Origin of the sequence: Janthinobacterium sp. SUN120, assembly GCF_030397735.1 — a bacterium.
Lineage (GTDB): Bacteria > Pseudomonadota > Gammaproteobacteria > Burkholderiales > Burkholderiaceae_D > Janthinobacterium > Janthinobacterium kumbetense.
In genome coordinates, this window is sequence record NZ_JAPUBW010000002.1 from 1,388,707 (window position 1) to 1,407,609 (window position 18,903).

14 protein-coding genes are annotated in these 18,903 nt (G+C 65.2%); 2 read left to right on the forward strand and 12 right to left on the reverse strand.

What is annotated here, in order from left to right; translation table 11 throughout:
- The first annotated feature begins 8 nt into the window (after positions 1-8).
- Both parC and O0879_RS15950 read left to right on the forward strand, forming a co-directional pair.
- Positions 9-2,363, forward strand: a complete 2,355-nt coding sequence (gene parC, locus O0879_RS15945; protein ID WP_289917362.1) for a DNA topoisomerase IV subunit A — start codon at positions 9-11, stop codon at positions 2,361-2,363.
- Positions 2,364-2,563: 200 nt separating this feature from the next.
- Positions 2,564-2,752 carry a helix-turn-helix transcriptional regulator gene (locus tag O0879_RS15950; RefSeq protein WP_251350242.1) on the forward strand — a complete coding sequence of 63 codons (189 nt, stop codon included), beginning with the start codon at positions 2,564-2,566 and terminating at the stop codon, positions 2,750-2,752.
- Here the strand turns inward: O0879_RS15950 and O0879_RS15955 are convergent.
- The 12 genes from O0879_RS15955 to O0879_RS16010 all read right to left on the reverse strand — a co-directional run bounded on the left by O0879_RS15955 (position 2,749) and on the right by O0879_RS16010 (position 18,632).
- Complete coding sequence (locus O0879_RS15955; protein WP_289917363.1) at positions 2,749-3,096, reverse strand: hypothetical protein; 348 nt, start codon at positions 3,094-3,096, stop codon at positions 2,749-2,751. The genes O0879_RS15950 and O0879_RS15955 overlap by 4 nt on opposite strands.
- A gap of 26 nt (positions 3,097-3,122) precedes the next feature.
- Positions 3,123-5,432: a M43 family zinc metalloprotease gene (locus O0879_RS15960; RefSeq protein WP_289917364.1), complete on the reverse strand. Its 2,310-nt coding sequence runs from the start codon at positions 5,430-5,432 to the stop codon at positions 3,123-3,125.
- A 165-nt stretch (positions 5,433-5,597) separates the two neighbouring features.
- Positions 5,598-6,074, reverse strand: coding sequence for a hypothetical protein (locus O0879_RS15965; RefSeq protein ID WP_289917366.1), 477 nt, complete (start codon positions 6,072-6,074; stop codon positions 5,598-5,600).
- Between the two features lie 215 nt (positions 6,075-6,289).
- The gene (locus O0879_RS15970; RefSeq protein WP_289917367.1) at positions 6,290-7,507 is read right to left on the reverse strand and encodes an acetate/propionate family kinase; all 1,218 of its coding nucleotides are present in this window, start codon (positions 7,505-7,507) and stop codon (positions 6,290-6,292) included.
- Positions 7,504-8,919 carry a bifunctional enoyl-CoA hydratase/phosphate acetyltransferase gene (locus O0879_RS15975; protein ID WP_289917371.1) on the reverse strand — a complete coding sequence of 472 codons (1,416 nt, stop codon included), beginning with the start codon at positions 8,917-8,919 and terminating at the stop codon, positions 7,504-7,506. The genes O0879_RS15970 and O0879_RS15975 overlap by 4 nt, the downstream gene beginning before the upstream one ends.
- Positions 8,920-8,928: 9 nt before the next feature.
- Positions 8,929-11,193 (reverse strand): DUF3141 domain-containing protein, encoded by a 2,265-nt coding sequence (locus O0879_RS15980; protein WP_289917372.1) that lies wholly within the window; start codon positions 11,191-11,193, stop codon positions 8,929-8,931.
- Positions 11,194-11,240: 47 nt separating this feature from the next.
- The gene (locus tag O0879_RS15985; RefSeq protein ID WP_099666483.1) at positions 11,241-12,365 is read right to left on the reverse strand and encodes an ABC transporter permease; all 1,125 of its coding nucleotides are present in this window, start codon (positions 12,363-12,365) and stop codon (positions 11,241-11,243) included.
- A gap of 1 nt (position 12,366) precedes the next feature.
- Complete coding sequence (gene rbbA, locus O0879_RS15990; protein ID WP_289917374.1) at positions 12,367-15,114, reverse strand: ribosome-associated ATPase/putative transporter RbbA; 2,748 nt, start codon at positions 15,112-15,114, stop codon at positions 12,367-12,369.
- 2 nt (positions 15,115-15,116) lie between these two features.
- The gene (locus O0879_RS15995) at positions 15,117-16,190 is read right to left on the reverse strand and encodes an HlyD family efflux transporter periplasmic adaptor subunit (RefSeq protein WP_289917376.1); all 1,074 of its coding nucleotides are present in this window, start codon (positions 16,188-16,190) and stop codon (positions 15,117-15,119) included.
- A gap of 18 nt (positions 16,191-16,208) precedes the next feature.
- Positions 16,209-17,651, reverse strand: coding sequence for an efflux transporter outer membrane subunit (locus tag O0879_RS16000; RefSeq protein ID WP_289917379.1), 1,443 nt, complete (start codon positions 17,649-17,651; stop codon positions 16,209-16,211).
- Between the two features lie 16 nt (positions 17,652-17,667).
- Positions 17,668-18,450: an enoyl-ACP reductase FabI gene (gene fabI / locus O0879_RS16005; RefSeq protein ID WP_289917380.1), complete on the reverse strand. Its 783-nt coding sequence runs from the start codon at positions 18,448-18,450 to the stop codon at positions 17,668-17,670.
- Positions 18,447-18,632 (reverse strand): hypothetical protein, encoded by a 186-nt coding sequence (locus O0879_RS16010; protein WP_289917382.1) that lies wholly within the window; start codon positions 18,630-18,632, stop codon positions 18,447-18,449. Before O0879_RS16010 ends, fabI begins: the two co-directional genes overlap by 4 nt.
- Positions 18,633-18,903 lie beyond the last annotated feature (271 nt).

Sequence of the window (18,903 nt, forward strand, 5' to 3'; positions counted from 1 at the left end):
CAAGCGCCATGTCCACACAAACCAATTTATTTGACGATGCCCAGCCTGAGCCGATCGAGCCGGATGAACCGGTATTCGACGGCGAAGCGCTGACCCTGTCCACCTTCGCCGAGCGCGCCTATCTCGACTACGCCATCTCCGTCGTCAAGGGCCGCGCCCTGCCCGACGTGTGCGACGGACAGAAGCCCGTGCAGCGCCGCATCCTGTATGCGATGAATGAGCTGGGCCTCAATTCCACGGCCAAGCCCCGCAAATCGGCGGCCGTGGTCGGCGACGTGCTGGGTAAACTGCATCCGCATGGCGACCAGTCCGTGTACGACGCGCTAGTACGCATGGCGCAGGATTTCTCGCTGCGCTACCCACTGATCGATGGCCAGGGCAACTTCGGCTCGCGCGACGGCGACGGCGCCGCGGCCATGCGTTACACGGAAGCGCGCCTGACGCCGATCGCCAAGCTGCTGATGGATGAAATCGGCATGGGCACGGTGGACTTCCAGCCCAACTACGACGGTTCGACGGAAGAACCGAAGCTGCTGCCGGCACGCCTGCCGATGGTGCTGCTCAATGGCGCCTCCGGCATCGCCGTGGGCCTGGCGACGGAAATCCCGTCGCACAACCTGGCGGAAGTGGCCAAGGCGGCTGTCGCCATGATCCGCGATCCGAAGATAACGCACGCCGAACTGATGGCCATCATTCCCGGTCCGGACTTCCCCGGCGGCGGCCAGATCATCACGCCGCCATCGCAAATCCAGGACATGTACGCGAGCGGCCGTGGCAGCATGAAGGTGCGCGCACGCTGGAAGATCGAAGAACTGGCGCGCGGCCAGTGGCAAGCCGTCGTGACGGAACTGCCGCCCGGCACCTCGTCGCAAAAGGTGCTGGAAGAAATCGAGGAATTGACGAATCCAAAGATCAAGCTGGGTAAGAAGGCGCTGTCGCCGGACCAGGTGGCCCTGAAGGCGCTGATCCTCAATTCGCTCGACACCATCCGCGACGAGTCGGGCCGCGCCGCGCCCGTGCGCCTCGTGTTCGAACCGAAATCGAAGAACCAGGACCAGACGGAGTTCATGCTGATGCTGCTGGCGCATACGTCGCTGGAATCGTCGACCTCGATCAACCTGGTGATGATCGGCGGCGATGGCCGTCCGCGCCAGAAAGGCCTGGGCGACATCCTGCGCGAGTGGATCGATTTCCGCTTCGAGACCGTCACGCGCCGCACCGGCTACAAACTGGGCAAGGTCAAGGACCGCATCCATATCCTGGAAGGGCGCGAAGCGATCCTGCTCAATATCGACAAGGTGATCCAGATCATCCGCAATTCGGATGAGCCGAAGGCGGCCCTGATCGACGCGTTCAAACTGTCCGAACGCCAGGCTGACGATATCCTGGAAATCCGCTTGCGCCAGCTGGCGCGCCTGGAAACGATCAAGATCCAGCAGGAACTGGCCGAGCTGCGCAAGGAAGAAAAATCCTTGCAAGACCTGCTCGACAACCCGGGCTCGATGAAGCGCGCCGTCATCCGCGAGATCGAAGCGGACGCCAAGCAGTTCGGCGACGCGCGCCGCACCCTGATCGAGGAAGCGCAGAAAGCCGTGGCCGAACAGAAGGTGGTCGATGAACCCGTCACCGTCATCATTTCGGAAAAAGGCTGGGTGCGCGCGCGCACCGGCATCGGCCACGATGCGGCGCAATTCACGTTCAAGGCGGGCGACAGCCTGCATGGCGCCTTCGAGTGCCGCACGGTCGATACCCTGCTGGGCTTTGGCAACAATGGCAAGATTTACTCGGTTCCCGTCTCGGCACTGCCCAACGCCCGCGGCGACGGCGTGCCGATCACGACCTTGTGCGACCTGAGCGGCGGCACGCCCGGCAACGCCGTGCGCATCCTCCATTACTTTGCGGGCAATGGCGCCACCAACTTGCTGCTGGCATCGAGCGCTGGCTACGGCTTCATCGCCAAGGCAGGCGACATGACGAGCCGTCTGAAAGGCGGCAAGGCCTTCATCACCCTGGACGACGGCGACGTGCCTCTGGCGCCCAAAGTTATCCCCGAGGCGGCCAGTGCCCTGGCCTGCCTGACGGAAGGCGCGCGCCTGCTGGTGTTCGGCCTCGATGAAATGAAAACCCTGTCCAAAGGCGGCACGGGCGTCAAGCTGATCGACCTCGATGCCAAGGACAAGCTGCTGGCCGTGCAGCCGATCACCCAGCGCGGCGTGGTGGTCTCGGGCATCGGCCGGGCATCGAAACCGCAGGATGCGTCGCTGGGCGCCACGGCCCTGGTCGAACACTTCGGCAAGCGCGCGAAGAAGGGCAAGGCGCTGGCGGCCAAGCTGAAACCAGTGTCCATGGCGGCCATCGGCTGATCGCCACCCCGTCATACGAAAAGACAGGTTCGCCTGTCTTTTTTTTCGCCCATCGCCCCGTAGCGGCCGCAGGGAAAATAGTTGTACAGATAATTTTACAGATACGTCCCGCGTTCCCGTTATCCCTGCAGGCATGCCACCGGCATGCCGCACACGGACAGGAGAACAAGGATGACAAACAACGTTTCAGGCAGGATTCCATGCAGCGCCTGACCCCGGCCGAACGGCTGGTGGCGGCCATGGCGGCCGAAGGCTTGCCCTATAAAAGCATCGCCAGGGAACTGGGCAAGTCGCCGGCCACCGTGCGCAACCAGTTGCATGCGATTTACCAGAAGCTGGGCGTGGGCAACCGCACGGCGCTCGCCTGTAAGCTGCGCGGCACACCTTAACGCCGCGACAGGCGCAGCACGTCGGGCGTCGCTTCGACGATGTCGATCACCTCCTGCGTCCCGCTGGCGTCACTGAGCGCATAGCGTCCCATGCCCAGGGGGTGCAGCCGGGTCACGGGGCCGGCGCGGGGCCGGTCATCGGGGCCGGGCGTCATGGACGTCAAGGTCGCCTCCCCTGGCGCCATGGCGCCGGCGGGCGCGCCGAACTCGAGCACCTTGCGCCCCTGGCGGCTGGGCGGAAAGGCGAACGTGGCCGTAGGCCGGTACACCTCGATACCGTCTGCATCCTCCTCGAAGGAATGCGTCCAGCTACCGCTGGGCAAAGCCATCGTCATGCCGTGCATGCCGCCTCCCGTTTAACACATGAACGTCAGAAACACGATACCACGCCGCCCAGACTTTCATAGCCGCTCACGGAGGGCGACCAGGCCGTGCCGTTCCACGCCTTGTGGAACAGGGCGCCATTCGTGCCCGTGACGAATACGTCGAGGCGGTTCGCCGCCCAGGCCGTGGCGCGCGGACGCGAGGTGCAGATGCCGCCCAGGTTTTCAAATCCCGTCAGCGACGGACTCCAGGCGCTGCCGTTCCATGCCTTGTGGTACAGGGCGCTGTCCGTGCCGATGACGAACAGGTCGAGCCGGTTGGGCGCCCACGACACGGCTTCCACTTCGCCCATGCAAATGCCGCCCAGTCGTTCAAAACCATCGTTGGAAGGCCCCCATTTCGCGCCATCCCACCACTTGTGGTACAGGGCGCCATCGGTACCCGTGACAAACACGTCGAGGCGGTTCGGTCCCCACGCCACCGCCTTCGGCGACGAGGTGCAGATGCCGCCCAGGCGCTCATAGCCCGTCAGCGACGGTCCCCAGGCCGTGCCGTTCCACCACTTGTGGTACAGGGCCCGATCCGTGCCGATGACGAAGACATCGAGGCGGTTCGGCCCCCATGCCACAGCTTCCGGCTGGCCCAGACAGATGCCGCCCATGGCTTCGTAACCCGTCAGCGACGGCCCCCAGGCGGCGCCATTCCACCACTTGTGATACAGGCCCCGGTCCGTGCCGACGACAAACACGTCGAGGCGGTTCGGCCCCCAGGCCACGGCGCGCGGGTCGCCCACGCACAAGCCGCCCATGGCTTCATAGCCGGTCAGGGACGGTCCCCAGGCCGTACCGTTCCACCATTTGTGGAACAAACCGCTGTCGGTGCCCGTGACGAACACGTCGAGCCGGTTCGGCGCCCACGACACCACCTGCGGCGCACTGGTACAGATGCCTCCCTGCCCTTCATAGCCGGTGACGGACGGCGCCCAGGTCGAGCCATTCCAGGCCTTGTGGTACAGCGCGCGGTCCGTACCCAGCACGAAGACGTCGAGGCGGTTCGCCCCCCAGGCCACGACGGGAGAAGAACTCTGGCGCGGCGTGGCGCCTGCCCCCGTGCCTCCTGTGCCGATACTGGCGCGCGGACCATCGAGACAGGCCTGCATGCGCGCCACCTGGCCCGCCGTGAACATGAACATGGCGGGATCGTCGACGTAATCCATATAGTTCATGAACATGTCGCCATTCGGACCATTGCTGCAGGAAATGTGGGGGAACGAAGGCTGGCCCGTATTCGGCCCGCCCTGGTTGGGCGTGTCGGCCACGTTGTCCGTGCCCGAGCAGCCGGTGCCGTCGTCGCCCCAGATATGGTTCAGGTTCAGCCAGTGGCCGATTTCATGCGTGGCCGTGCGCCCCAGGTGGAACGGCGGCGCGGCCGTGCCGGTCGTGCCGAAGGCCGATTGCAGGATCACCACGCCATCGGTGGCCGCCGGGCCGCCGGGGAACTGAGCGTAGCCCAGCAAGCCGCCACCGAGCTGGCACACCCAGATATTCAGGTAGCTGTCGGCCGGCCAGGCATCCATGCCGCCCGTCGCCTGCGACTTGACGGCATCGTCCGCGCCAAACGAGGCGACCGTCGTCTGGCGCCGCTCGATGCCGCTGGTGGCCGCGCCATGCGGATCGGTCGTGGCCAGCGCAAACTCGACGCGCGCATCGGCCGTCAGCGGCAAAAATGGCGTCGGCGTGCTGTTCACATCCGGGTTGACGTGTCGGAAGTCGCGATTGAGGACATCGATCTGGCTGGCGATCTGCGCATCCGAAATATTCTGCGCGGCCGTATTCCACACCACGTGCACCACCACCGGTATCTGCGTCACGCCGGAACGTCCGGCAATGCTGCTGTCGCCCTCGTATAGTCCGGCCAGGTTTTCGATATCGGCGCGCACGTTCGCATAGGATGGATCTTCGGTCAGCAGGCGGCGATGCACATCCATCGTGGCGCAGGTGCGCGTCTGCGGCGTACCGCCACCCTGCCCCCCGTCACCGCCGTTGCCACCGCCACCATCGCCGCCCATGCCGCCGCCACCGATCTGCATGCAGCTGGTGCCCGCCATGCCTTGCGGTGCCTGCTGCATGCCGCCGCCCGGCATGGCGCCGGCATCCACGGCGGTCGCGCCCTGGGCGAGCGCCGCCTGGTCCGCGTATGACACGCCCAGGCGCAGCCCCGGCATGGCGTCGCCGCCCGCCGCATCAGCATCGGCCTGCATGTCGCCCTCGACCGGCATCGCCTGCATGGAAGACATGACGGACATGCCTTCAGCCGAACCGGTGGCCGGTGTTTTTTTCGTTTTAGCGGTGCTCATGATGTCTCCCTTCGTCTGTTTGCCAGATCACTATGGCACGGCGAAAAGAGGAGCATTTGCGCCAGATCAAGACTGGCAAGCGGCGCCAAGGAAAAGTAGCAGACGAAAAAAAAGACAGCCGAAGCTGTCTTTGGGGTTTGCAGGCCTCGGCCTGCAAACGGTGGATTACTTGGCGGCGGCGGCCTTGACTTCAGCGTCGGCCTTGGCCTTCACTTCTTCCGTCTTGGTGGCGGCGATGGCTTTGTCGGCATTCGCTTCCACTTTTTCCTTGGCGACCTTGGCATCCGCTTTCACGGCGGTTTTGCCCGCTTTCGCATCGGCCTTGGCGGCAGCCTTGTCAGCCTTGGCTTGCGCCTTCATCTTGTCTTCCGGATCGGCATCGGCCACTTTATCGTGGGCCTTGGCCTTGGTTTTGTTCGCCTTGTGCTGGGCGTCGGCTTTCTTTTCGTCGGCCTTCATTTCTGCCTTGGCGACATTGGCGTCAGCCTTGGCATCGACTTTGGCTTCCTTGTTGGCAGCCTTGTTGATGTCATGCTGCGCAGACGCCTGGGCGCTGGCAACGGCTGGGGTAACTGGCGACGTTTGCGCGATGGCAGCGGATGCAAACAGGGTAGCGATCAGGGTGGCGAGTAATTTGTTCATGATGAGACCTTTCAATATGGTTTAATTTTATTCTTACTAAAGGCGGGCAAAATGTTCAAAATTTGCCAGGCATCGCGCTGTTTCTTGATGTAGCGCAATGGCATGACTTCATAGTAAAGATAACTGGCAAACCACACAGTGCGTTAGCGCACTCAACGGAAAATATGTGCATTTCGGCAAACTTCCCATCGAGCGCGGCCGTACACTGCAGGACCTCACACGCTGACGGCCAGGGCCGCGTGGCGCGCCGCCACCCACTCCTCGTTGGCCGGCTCCACGCCCACCACGATGCGGCTGGCATCGCTGGAAATACGGCTGGCGTTGCGCGCATTGGCCTGCGCGTCGAGCACGGGGCCAATAAAGCCCAGCTCGGCGCAGATGCGCTGGCGCAGCTCGGCACTGTGCTCACCGATACCGGCCGTAAACACCAGCATGTCCAGCCCGCCCAGCACGGCCGTCAGGGCGCCGATCTCGCGCACGATGCGGCGGATATATAAAGCCAGCGCGGCGCGGATGCGCTCGCCCGTGGCATCCTGGCGGTCCTGCTGCGCCAGCAAGACCGGCGGATCGGCCGACACGCCCGACACGCCCAGCAAGCCCGATTCGTGGTACAGCACGTGCGCCACCTTTTCCAGCGACAGCTTTTCGATCTCCATCAGGTAGATGACGGCGCCCGGATCGAGCGAACCGCAGCGCGTGCCCATCATCAGGCCGTCGAGCGCGGAAAATCCCATGGTGGTGGCCACGCTGTGCAGATTATCCATGGCGCACAGGCTGGCGCCGCTGCCCAGGTGGGCCACGATGACCTTACCGCGCGCGGCAGCGCCGAAGCGCTGCTCCAGCACCAGCGACTGGTATTCATACGACAGGCCGTGGAAGCCATAGCGGCGCAAGCCCCGTTCCCACGCATCGTACGGCAGGGCCAGCATCTGCTCGACCTGCGGCACCGTGTGGTGGAAGGCCGTGTCGAAGCACGCCACCTGGGCGATGTCGGGCCGCGATTCGAGCAGCACCTCGATCGCCTCCAGCGCGAACGGCTGGTGCAGGGGCGCGAGCGGCACAAAGCTTTTCAGGTCCGCCAGCACGGTGAAGTCGATGCGCACGGGGGCGAAATACTTGCTGCCGCCATGCACCACGCGGTGCGCCACGGCGCGCAAGGAACGCCCGTCCAGCTGCGCCACCACTTGCGCGCGGATATATTCGAGGGCCGCGTGATGGGGCTGCTCCGGGTCCAGCTGCAAGGCGACTGCCGGCAGTCCGCCAGCGCGGTAAGTGGCGTTTTCGCGGCCGATGCCTTCGACCTTGCCGCTCCATTGCGCCTGCTGCGGCAGCACGCCGCCCGCTTGCTCGAACAGGGCGAACTTGATGCTCGACGAGCCGCAATTGAGCACCAGGATCAGGGTGCCATCGGCATGTTGGACTGCTGCGTTCATGGCGGCGTGCTCCGGTAATGGTTGGCCAACATCACGGCGATGGCGCACGAGGCGATGCGGCTGGCGCGCGAGTCGGCGCGGCTGGTCAGGATGACGGGAATTTTCGCGCCCAGCACGATGCCGGCGCTGTCCGCGTCGCCCATGTATTCGAGCTGCTTGGCCAGCATGTTGCCGCTTTCCAGGTCGGGCACCAGCAAGATATCGGCGCGGCCCGCCACCTCGGAGACGATGCCCTTGACGGTGGCGGCGGCGATCGAGACGGCGTTATCGAAAGCCAGCGGGCCGTCGAGGATCGCGCCCGTGATCTGCCCGCGGTCGGCCATCTTGCACAGGGCGGCGGCATCGAGCGTGGCGGGCATGTCCGCGTTCACCGTTTCCACGGCGGCCAGGATGGCCACGCGCGGCCTTGCCACGCCGATCACGTGCGCCAGGTCGATGGCGTTGCGCACGATGTCGGCCTTCATGGCCAAGTTGGGCGCGATATTGATGGCCGCGTCCGTGATGATGAAAGGACGCGGATACGCGGGTGTCTGCATCAGGAAGCAGTGGCTGATGCGGCGCTTGGTGCGCAGGCCGGCGCTGGCCGACAGCACGGCCGACATCAGTTCATCCGTGTGCAGGCTGCCCTTCATCAAGGCTTCCACTTCGCCCTTGCCCGCCAGTTCGGCACCGCGCGCAGCTGCCGCATGGCTATGCTCGACGTCCTCGATGGCGATGCCGGCCAGGCTCAGGCCAGCTTCCAGCGCCACCGCCTCCAGGCGCGCGCGCGGCGCCACCAGCACGGGCGTGATCAGGCCGGCCGCATGCGCGTCGAGCGCGCCCGACAGGCTCAGTTCATCGCAAGGATGGATCACGGCCACCTTGATGGGGCCCAGGGTGCGCGCATGTTCCAGCAGGCGCCGCGTGCCGTCGCCGTTATGCAGACGCACTTCGGGCAGGGTGGCGCGCTGGCGTTCGATCTGTTCGGCGGGCGCAATCACCTGCGCCTCGCCGTCGAGCACCACGGCGCCGTGCTGGTTGACGCAGCGGCACGCCAGGGTCACGTGGCGGCTGCGCGGATCGAGGGCCGTGACGGTGACGCTGATGGCCAGCGTATCGCCCACGCGCACGGGCTGCAAAAAGCGCAGGGTCTGGCCCGTGTAGACGGTGCCGGCTCCGGGCAGACGCGTGCCCAGCACGGCGGAAATGAGGGCCGCGCCCCACATGCCGTGGGCGATCACGCCCTGGTAGCGGCTGGCGGCGGCAAATTCGGCATCAAGGTGCTGCGGGTTGTCATCGCCCGACATCACCGCGAACAGGGCGATATCGTCCATGCTCAGGGTGCGCGTGATGCTGGCGCTGTCGCCGATGGCGATCTGGTCGAAGGTGCGGTTACGTACGATATTCAAGTCATCGTCTTGGGTAGTAGTCATCGTGGTCTTCTATACAGGGGTAATGTGTTTGGCCGGCTTGGCTTTTGGCCCGGCAGGGGATGAGCGCGCGTCCGACGGCAACGCCTTCGCTTGCGCCTTGATCGCGCGCTCGAAGACGTCCATCATCTGCTGCAGGCTCGCTTCCTCGTCCGGCGTCGGCGCTTCGGGCACTTGCAGCACTTGCTGCAGCCATTCGGACAGCGCGCCGATGTCGTCCGGGCTGGCGCGCGACAGCAGGATCGGCAAGGCGGCGATGGCGGCATCGAAATCATGCAGCATCAAACGCGCCTGCTGGCGCACGATGCCGCGGAATTCCTCCATGTTGACATCCTGCCGGTACTGCGGCTTGATCAATTTCAGGGCCAGGTTGACCCTGCGCTCGTCGGCGATCATGCGGAAGCGGTAGATGTAAAACAGCGCGCGCACGGCCGCTTCCACCAGGCCGCCCCGCTGCATGTCCTCGTCCATCTTGCGCGTTTCGCAGCGCACGTATTCGCAATGCTCGGGCGAGATGCCGGGATGGGGACGCGGCGGCGTCATGTCGCCGATGGCTTGTCCCGTCAGCGCCTGCACCAGGGGCGAGCCGTACACCAGGTCGAAGGTGGTTTCCTGCACCGTGTCGCGCCAGTCTCGCCAGCCGTTCAAGCCGGCCGTGATGGCGCCGGAGATGGCCTCCTGCATGGCCAGCAGCGGGTTGTCGGGCGCCACCGGCTGGCGATGGGCGCGTACTTTTTCCGCCTCCTTGGCCACCAGCCTGGCCAGCGGATTATGGTCCGTCCAGCGTTCGTAAGACACGCGCAGCGGATGCGCGAGCTGCAGGAAGCGCGCCGACTGCGGCGTGACCATGGCGCGGACCCACGGCTGCGCAAACGTGCGGTACAAGGCCAGGTTCACTTCGGACACGCGCGCAGCGGCGGCGAACTTGCGGTCGTTTTCCACGCTTGGCTGCACGATGGCGCGCACATCCTCGATGCCGCGGTGCTCGACCTGCAGCACATAGTCGCCGCTGGCCAGGTCGGCGTTCGGCGTGTCGGGCGTCTTGTCGACGATCCTCGCTTCGTAGATACCGGCCGGCAGCAGGTTGATCAGGTCGATATTGCTGGCGAATTTCTGGTGTTCCTTGTGCCCCACCTTGGCCGAGACGAAGATGCCCAGGTGGCCGATGCTGTCATGCACGGCATACACGATGGTCTGGTCGTGCAGCAGCACATCCTTGTCATCGCGGTACAGGTCCGTGATCCAGCCCAGCGCCTGCGGCGGTGGCGTGATGTTGTCGCCGTTCGAGCAAAAGACGACGATGGGCGAACGGATATTGCGCAAGTCCAGGCGCACGCCATCGGACGTGATCAACTCCGCCGTAGCCAGGCGGTTGCCGATGAACAGATTGTCGACGATGTACTGCATCTCGACGTCGTTCAGGAAGACGTGGCCGCCCCAGTATTTTTCAAATTCCAGGTAACGGGGCGCTTCCGTGTCGATGTTTGCATACAGGTTGTACTGCTTGCTCCACAGGGTGTTGGCCGGGTTCAGCTTCTCGAAATTCTGCACCAGGCTGGCGCCGTCGAAACGGCCGTTGCCCAGGTCGCCCGCCAGCGCCGTGGCCCAGCTGCCGCCCATCAGCCCACCGGCGTAGCGCATCGGATTGCGGCCATGCCAGCCGGCCCAGTACGACACGGGCGCGCCGGCCACGATAATGGGGCCGAACAGTTCCGGGCGCATGGCCGCCGTCATGAGGATTTGCCAGCCCGCCTGGCAATTGCCGATAACGACGGGCTTGCCCTCGCTGAGCGGATGCAGGGCGATGACTTTTTCCAGGAAGGCCGCCTCGGCGTGCATCACGTCTTCCACCGTCTGTCCCGGCACGGGATCGGGCAGGAAGCCAATGAAGTAGCACGGGTGGCCGGCGCGCAGGGCCACACCGATTTCGCTTTCCGCCTTGAAGCCGCCGATGCCGGGACCGTGTCCCGCGCGCGGGTCGACGACGACGAAGGGCCGCTTCGACGGATCGGGTTCCGGCGCATCGGGCGTCAATATGCGCGCCAGGCCGTAGTTGACGGGGCGCGCCAGCTCCAGGCCGGACATCACCAGTTCGGCGGGGAAGTCCAGCACGTTCGGCACTTCCTCGGCCATGTGCTCCTGGTACTGGTTGCCGCGCCGGCGCATCACGTCCGCGTACAGTACGATGCGCTGCCACGAATCGCGCGCATAGTCGCCCAGCACGCCCAGCGACGGCAAGCCGCCGGTGGAGAAAAATGGTGCAGCTTCGATCTTCATGGCTATCCTTTTCATGCAAAAAACGCCGGACCATTCCGGCGCGGGGGCTACGCCATCTGGCTGATGGTCTTGCGAAAGCGCGCCAGCGCGAAGGTAAACAGGGCCGTGCCGATGGCCAGCAGGGCCAGGAACGGCTTCCAGACTACGTCGATGCCGGCGCCCCGGTACAAAATCGCCTGGCTCAATTCGACGAAATGCGTGGTCGGGGCGATCAGCATGATGTTTTGCACCAACTGGGGCATGCTTTCGCGCGGCGTGCTTCCGCCCGACAGCATCTGCAGCGGCAGCAGCACGAGGATCAGCAGCATGCCGAACTGCGGCATGCTGCGCGCCACGGTGGCGAGGAAAATACCCATCGACGTGGTGGCAAACAGATGCAGCGCCGCGCCGCACAGGAACAGCGCGATCGAGCCTTCGATGGGCACGTGCAGCATGCCGCGCACCACCAGGTTCAACGACAGGGCGGCGGCCAGCAGCACCACCAGGCCCATCGACCACACCTTGCCCAACATGATCTCGGCCGGCGTGACGGGCATCACCAGCAAATGCTCGATGGTGCCGTGTTCGCGCTCGCGGATCAGGGCCGCACCCGTCAAAATGATCGACAGCATCGTCACCTGGTTGATGATTTCCATCAGCGAGCCAAACCAGGCCTGGCTCAGCGATGGATTGAAGCGCGCGCGCATCACCAGTTCCACCGGCGAGACGGTCGCGCCCCGATAGCGTTTGGCGAATTCGGCCACTTCGCCAGCGACAATCTGCTGGATATAGCCGCTGCCGCTGAAGGCCTGGCTCATACGCGTGGCGTCCACGTTCAGCTGCAGCTCCGCCTGGCGCCCGCCCAGCACGTCGGCCTGCAGCTTGGGCGGTATCGTCAGCACGAAGGTGTACTGGCCCGCATCGAGGCCCGCATCGACCTGGCTCTGGTTGATCATGGCCGGCGGCGTGAACTGGGGCGGAAAGAAGGCCGAGGCGATGCGCCCGGACAGGGGCGAGCCATCCTCGTCGACGATGGCGATCGAGGCCATGTGCAGGGTTTCCGGCTTGGCCGTGGCGGCCACGTAGATGGCCAAGGTGAACGTGTAGAGGATCAGGATCAGCATCATGGGATCGCGGATCAGGCTCCAGATTTCCTTCACGCCCAGGCGGTAGATATTTTCAAGATGCCGCATATCAGCTCTCCTGTTTCTTCAGCAGCGCCACCGTCACACCGAGGATCACGGGAATGGCCACGATCAGGGGCCAGAACGAGGCATGCAGGTCACCAAAGCCCAGCGCCTTGTTGAACACCCCCCGGCTGATATTGAGCATGTGCGTGGCCGGGTACATCAGGCCGATGGCCTTGCCCACGCCTTCCATCGACGAGACGGGATTGAGCAGGCCTGAAAACTGGATGGCCGGGATCATGGTGCCGATCATGGTCACGAACAGGGCCGCGATCTGGCTGCGCGTAAACGTCGACGCGAACAAGCCGATGCCGGTGGCGCAGATATTGAAGATGAAGGTGGCGCCGATCAGGGTCGGCAGGCTACCCTTGATCGGCACGCCGAAGGCCGTCACCGCCAGCAGCGCCATGAGGATGAAATTGAGCATGGCCAGCAGCACGTACGGCACCTGCTTGCCGAGCAAAAATTCCAGGCGCGTGACGGGCGTCACGTACAGATTGATGATGGAACCCAGCTCCTTTTCGCGCACCACGGACAGCGCCGCCAGCATGGCCGGCAGCATCAGCAGCAGCAGGGGAATCACGGCCGGCACCATGGCCGGCAGGCTTTTCACGTCCGGGTTGTAGCGGTAGCGCGTCTGGATGGCGACGGGGTTGTTCATCGTGATGCCATAGCGGTGCAAGGCCTGGTCGGCCAGCCACAGCTGATGCATGCCCTGTACATAGCCCTGCACGGTTTCGGCGCGCATCGGCATGGCGCCATCGATCCACGCGCCCACCTGGGCCGGTGCGCCGCGCTGCACGTCGCGCGCGAAGCCGGGCGGGATCTCGATGGCCAGCGACAGTTCGCCGCTGCGCATGCGCTTGTCGATATCGGCATAGTCGCGCAAGGGCGGTCGCTCGATGAAGTAGCGCGAGCCGGCCAGGTTGTTCGTGTAATTCTGGCTCAAAGTCGTCTGGTCGTGGTCAAGTACCGCATAACTGAGGTCTTCGACGTCCAGGCTGATGCCGAAGCCGATGACGAACAGCAGCAGCACGGAGCCGCCCAGCGCCAGCGTCAGGCGCACGGGATCGCGGCGCAGTTCCAGGGTTTCGCGCCACATGTAGCTGAGCATGCGTCCCAGGCTGAAACGGCTGCGCCGGTGCTGCGGCGCTGGTGCCTGCACTGCCGCTTCCTGCGCGGGCGCCGGCGTTTCCTGCACTGCCGCGGGCGCCGTGCCGCCGCCCGCCTCTTCCAGGTAGGCGATGAAAGCCGCTTCCAGCGACGGTGCACCCTTCTTGCGCACCAGTTCTGCCGGCGCATCGCTGACCAGCACTTTACCCGCGTGCATCAGCGAAATGCGGTCGCAGCGCTCGGCCTCGTTCATGAAGTGGGTGGAAATGAAAATGGTGACGCGGTCGCGCCGCGCCAGCTCGATCATCAGGCGCCAGAAATTGTCGCGCGCGATGGGGTCGACGCCGGACGTCGGCTCGTCGAGGATCAGCATTTCCGGCTTGTGCACCATGGCCACGGCCAGCGACAGCCGCTGGCGTATGCCCAGCGGCAGGCTGTCGGGCAAGTCGTCCATCACTGCGCGCAAGTCGAAGCGCAGCGCCATCTCGTCGATGCGTGCAGCGATTTCAGCTTCCGGGACGTGGAACAGGCGCGCGTGCAGCACCAGGTTCTGGCGCACCGTCAATTCGCTATACAGAGAGAAGGCCTGAGACATGTAGCCGACCCTGCGGCGCGTGTCGATATCGTTGGAATCGACCTCCTTGCCGAACAGCCAGGCCTTGCCTTCCGTCGCCGGCAAGAGGCCCGTGAGCATCTTCATGGTGGTCGACTTGCCGCAGCCGTTCGATCCCAAAAAGCCGAAAATCTCGCCGCGACCGATGCGGAAATTCACATGGTCGACGGCCGTGAAATCGCCGAAGCGCATGGTCAGGTCTTTGGCCTCGATGGCCACGTCCTGCGCACTGGCCGCATCCAGCGGCGTGATGACGACGGGCTGGTGACCGGCGCGCTTGGCGTCGGGCAGCAGCTTGATGAAGGCCGCTTCCAGGTTGCCGCTGTCCGTGCGCGCCAGCAGTTCGGCCGGCGTGCCCGTATCGAGCACCTTGCCGTCGTCCATGGCCACCAGCCAATCGAAGCGCTGCGCCTCGTCCATGTAGGCGGTGGCCACCATCACGCTCATTTGCGGGCGCTGCACGCGGATGCCGGCGATCAGGTCCCAGAACTGGGCCCGCGCCAGCGGATCGACGCCGGTGGTGGGCTCATCGAGAATGAGCAGGTCGGGATCGTGGATCAAGGCGCAGCACAGGCCCAGCTTCTGCTTCATGCCGCCCGACAGCTTGCCCGCCGGGCGCGCCAGGAAGGGCTGCAAGCCCGTGCTGCGGGTCAGCTGGTCGATGCGGCGGCGGCGTTCGGCCGCGTCGTGGCCGAACAGGCGCGCGAAAAACTGCAGGTTTTCCTCGACCGACAGGGTCGGATACAGATTCTTGCCCAGACCTTGCGGCATGTAGGCGATACGGGGACAGACGTCGTCGCGGTGGCGCGCATCGCGCATGTCGCCGCCCAGCGCCATCACGCTGCCCTGCTGCACGGCGCGCGCGCCGGCCACCAACGACAGCAGGCTCGATTTGCCCACGCCATCGGGTCCGATCAAGCCCACCATGCGGCCGGCCGGCACGTCCAGGTCGATGGCGTCGAGCGCCACCGTCTTGCCGTAATGCTGGCTGACGCCCTTGATGCGGACGACAAAGGAGTTCACGTCCATGCTCACTGCGGAACCTTGGCAGTCAGTTCAGCGGGCCATGCCTGCTTCGCATCGAGACGCACCCAGGCCACGCCAGGCAAGCCCACTTTTACCAGCGCCAGATGCTTTTGCAGCAGCTCGCGGCTGATCTGCGCCTTCACGCGGAACATCAGCTTCTGGCGCTCGCTGGCCGTTTCCACCGTCTTCGGCGTGAACTGCGCGCTGGCCGCGACGAACGAGATCGTCGCCGGAATCACGTAATTGGGCGCCGCGTCGAGGATGATGCGCACCTCGCCGCCCAGCGCCACCTTGCCGGCCGCTGTCTCGGGCAGGAAGAAGGTCATGTAGACGTCCGACAGGTCTACGAGGTTAAGCACCTTGCCGCCGCCCGCCAGTACTTCGCCCTGCTGCGCCACCAGGTATTGCACGCGGCCGTCGCGCGGCGCCATCAGCTGGCCATCGGCCAGGTCGGAATCGATGCGCGCCGTCGTCGCCTCGGCGGCGACCACGGCGGAGCGCGAACCCACCACCTGCGCCTTTGCCGCGTCGATGGCCGCCTGCGCCGCCGTCACTTGCGCCTTGGCCGCGTTCAATGCTGCTGCCACGCTGCGCACGCGGGCGCGGTCGTCATCGAGTTCCTGCACCGAGGAAGCGCCCTCTTTCGACAGGGTTTCGGAACGGGCCAGGCGGCGCTTGGCCGCATCGAGTTCGCTTTCGCGCTGCGCCACCATGGCCAGCGCGGCCGCCTTGTCGCTCTCTCGCACGGCCACCTGCGCCTGCGCGCCCACCACGGCGTCAGACGCCTGCTGCTGGCGCGCGCGCGCCTCGTCGCGCTGGGCCGTCAGGGAGTCGACCTGCATGGTGGCCAGCGGCTGGCCCGACTTGACGAAGTCGCCCTCGCGCACGAGGATCTCCTTGACCCGGCCCGCCAGCTTGGTGGCGACGTCGATTTCCGTCGCTTCGATGCGGCCATTGCCGCTGACGAAACCTTCGCCTGGGCCCGTGGGACGCATTTTTTGCCAGGCCACATAGCCCAGTACGAGAACGGCCACGACCAGCGCCGCGGGAATGAGTTTTTTCTTCAGTTGTGGAGTCATGGTATGGGGGCGATCAAATTAGTGGGTGGAAGCGGCGGCGGAAGTGGCTGGCGCGCCACCGCCCAGCGCCGCATACAGGCTGACCTGACTGGACAGCAGCGCGCGGCGCGTCTGCACCAGCTGCTGCTCGACCGTCAGCAAGTCGCGCTGCGCGTCGAGCACTTCCAGGTAGGGCGCGGCGCCATTGTCGTAGCGCAGCTTGGCCAGGCGCGCCCGTTCGCTCTGCGCGGCCAAAGTCGTCTTGCCGATATCGACCTGCAGCGCCAGCCAGCGCCGGTTCGACAGCGCGTCGGCCACTTCGCGGAAGGCGCCCTGCACGCTTTTTTCGTAATTGGCCACGGCCACGTCGCGGCGCACTTCGGCCAGTTCCATATTCGCGCGCAGGCGGCCCGCGTCAAAGATCGGCAGCACCAGGCGCGGCGCGAAATTCCACGCGCCGCTGCCCGAATCGAACAAGCCGCTCAATTCCGCGCTGGCCGTGCCGTAGGCTGCCGTCAAGGAAATCGTCGGGAAGAAGGCGGCGCGCGCGGCGCCGATATTGGCTTGCGCAGCGCGCAGCTGGTGTTCGGCCGCCACCAGGTCGGGACGCTGCGTGAGCAAGGCCGAGGGCAGGCCCGCATGCAGCGGCTGCAGCACGCTGGCGTCGTCGAAGCGGCGCACCTCACCAGCCACCGGCGTCAGGTCGACGGGGCCGCCCACCAGCTGTGCCAGCGCGTGCGCCTGCACGGCACGCGCCTGTTCCAGCTGCGCCGACAGCGACAAGGCCTGGCTGAGCAAGGTTTCCACCTGCGTCAGGTCCAGCTTGGAAATCGACCCGACTTCAAAGCGGCGCGTGAAGATGCGCAGCGATTCGGCGCGGCTGTCGACGGTGGCGCGCGCCAGTTCCACCCGTTCATCGAGTTCGCGCAAGCCCAGGTAGCCATTGGCCACCTGCGCCACCAGCGCCACGCCGACGGCGCGGCGCGCCTCGTCGCTGGCCAGCAGGGTTTGCAGGGCGCTGTCCTTCAGGCTGCGCACGCGGCCCCAGAAGTCGAGTTCCCAGGCGCTCACGTTCAAGCCTGTCTGGTACTGCGCGCTCGTCATGGGGCGGCCCGTCACGCTCAGGTCACCGGGCACGCGCGAGCGGCTGCCGGAGGCGCCCAGCGCGATAGTGGGAAATTGTTCGGCGCGCTGAATGCCATACGCGGCGCGCGCCTCTTCCACGCGCAGGGCGGCGATGCGGATGTCACGGTTGCTGGCCAGCGCCTGCGCAATCAGCACCTGCAGGCGCGCGTCAGCAAAGTAGGCTTGCCAGGCGACGTCGGGCGCGTGCGCGCCGGCGGAATCGGTTTCCGGATACTGCGCCGCCACGGGCAACGGCGGTGGCGCATACGGCGGCACCATCGAGGCGCAGCCGGCCAGGGCCAGCGCGGTGGCCACCGCGGCCATCCTGGCGCAGTTGGGCAAAGTAGGAACAGCCATGGTTATCTTCTTCCAGTCAATTCAGAATGTTGTAGCCGCCATCGACGTACAGAGTGCCGCCGGTGATGGCGCGCGCGCCGTCACCGGCGAGGAAGGCGCACAGCGCGCCCACGTCCTCGATGGTAGCCAGGCGCCGCATGGGCGAGCGCTCGATGGCGTCAGCCATCAGGCGGTCGAAATGGGCAATGCCGGAAGCGGCCCGCGTTTCCAGTGGCCCCGGCGAAATGGCGTTGACGCGGATGCCTTGCGGGCCCAGTTCGGCGGCCAGGTAGCGCACCGACGCTTCCAGCGCCGCCTTCACGGGCCCCATCAGGCCATAGTCGGCGACGACTTCCTCCGCGCCCAAATAACTCATGGTCATCAGGCTGCCGCCATCCGGCATCAGAGGTTCGGCCAGTTTCGCCATGCGCATGAAGGAGTGGCAGGAGATATCCATCGCCTGCGCAAAGCCATCAGCAGAACTGTCCGTCACGCGGCCATGCAAGTCCTGCTTCGGCGCATAGGCAATGGAATGGACGACGAAATCGAGCCGCCCCCATTGCCGTTCGATCTGCGCGAACAGCGCTTCGAGCTGGCCCGGCACGGCCACGTCGAGCGGCGCCATGATGGCCGCCTGCACCTGCTGCGCCAGCGGTTCCACGTATGGACGGGCCTTGTCATTGAGCCAGGTCACGGCCAGTTCGGCACCGGCCGCGCGCAGTGCGCTGGCGCAGCCCCAGGCGATGCTTTGCGTGTTGGCGATACCCACCACCAGGCCCCGCTTGCCCTGCAAAGGCAAGGGCTGCAAGTCGGCCGTCATGCCTGGACTGGACGCAGGGCGGGCCACGGCGTGGCCGCATGCACGCATCGCACCGCGCCGACACGCATGGCGGCGGCGCAAGTGGCCAGCGTCACGCCGCCGGCACGCGCATACGGCAAGGCAATGGGAGTGTGGGGGTGTAAGGTACTGCACGCGTCAGGCGCGGGGGTCTGCATCTTCATGAATCGGCTTCCGTCACTGAAATTCGAGGCACGCACCAGTGCATTTTCGGGGAACTGGTACGGGGCGAAATTACTCTACAGCATTTAGACGCGTGATTCGTGATGAGTCCGATCCGCATTCCATGACGCTTTGAGCTAGGTCAACTATAAGTGCGATTGCGGCAATGCAACATTGATGTAAATCAAATTTTACCTCAATATTATCTAAATGAAATATTTTTCAGGCAAGCGTGCGGACGTGTTTATTTGATAATATCACTGGGCTAGCGAG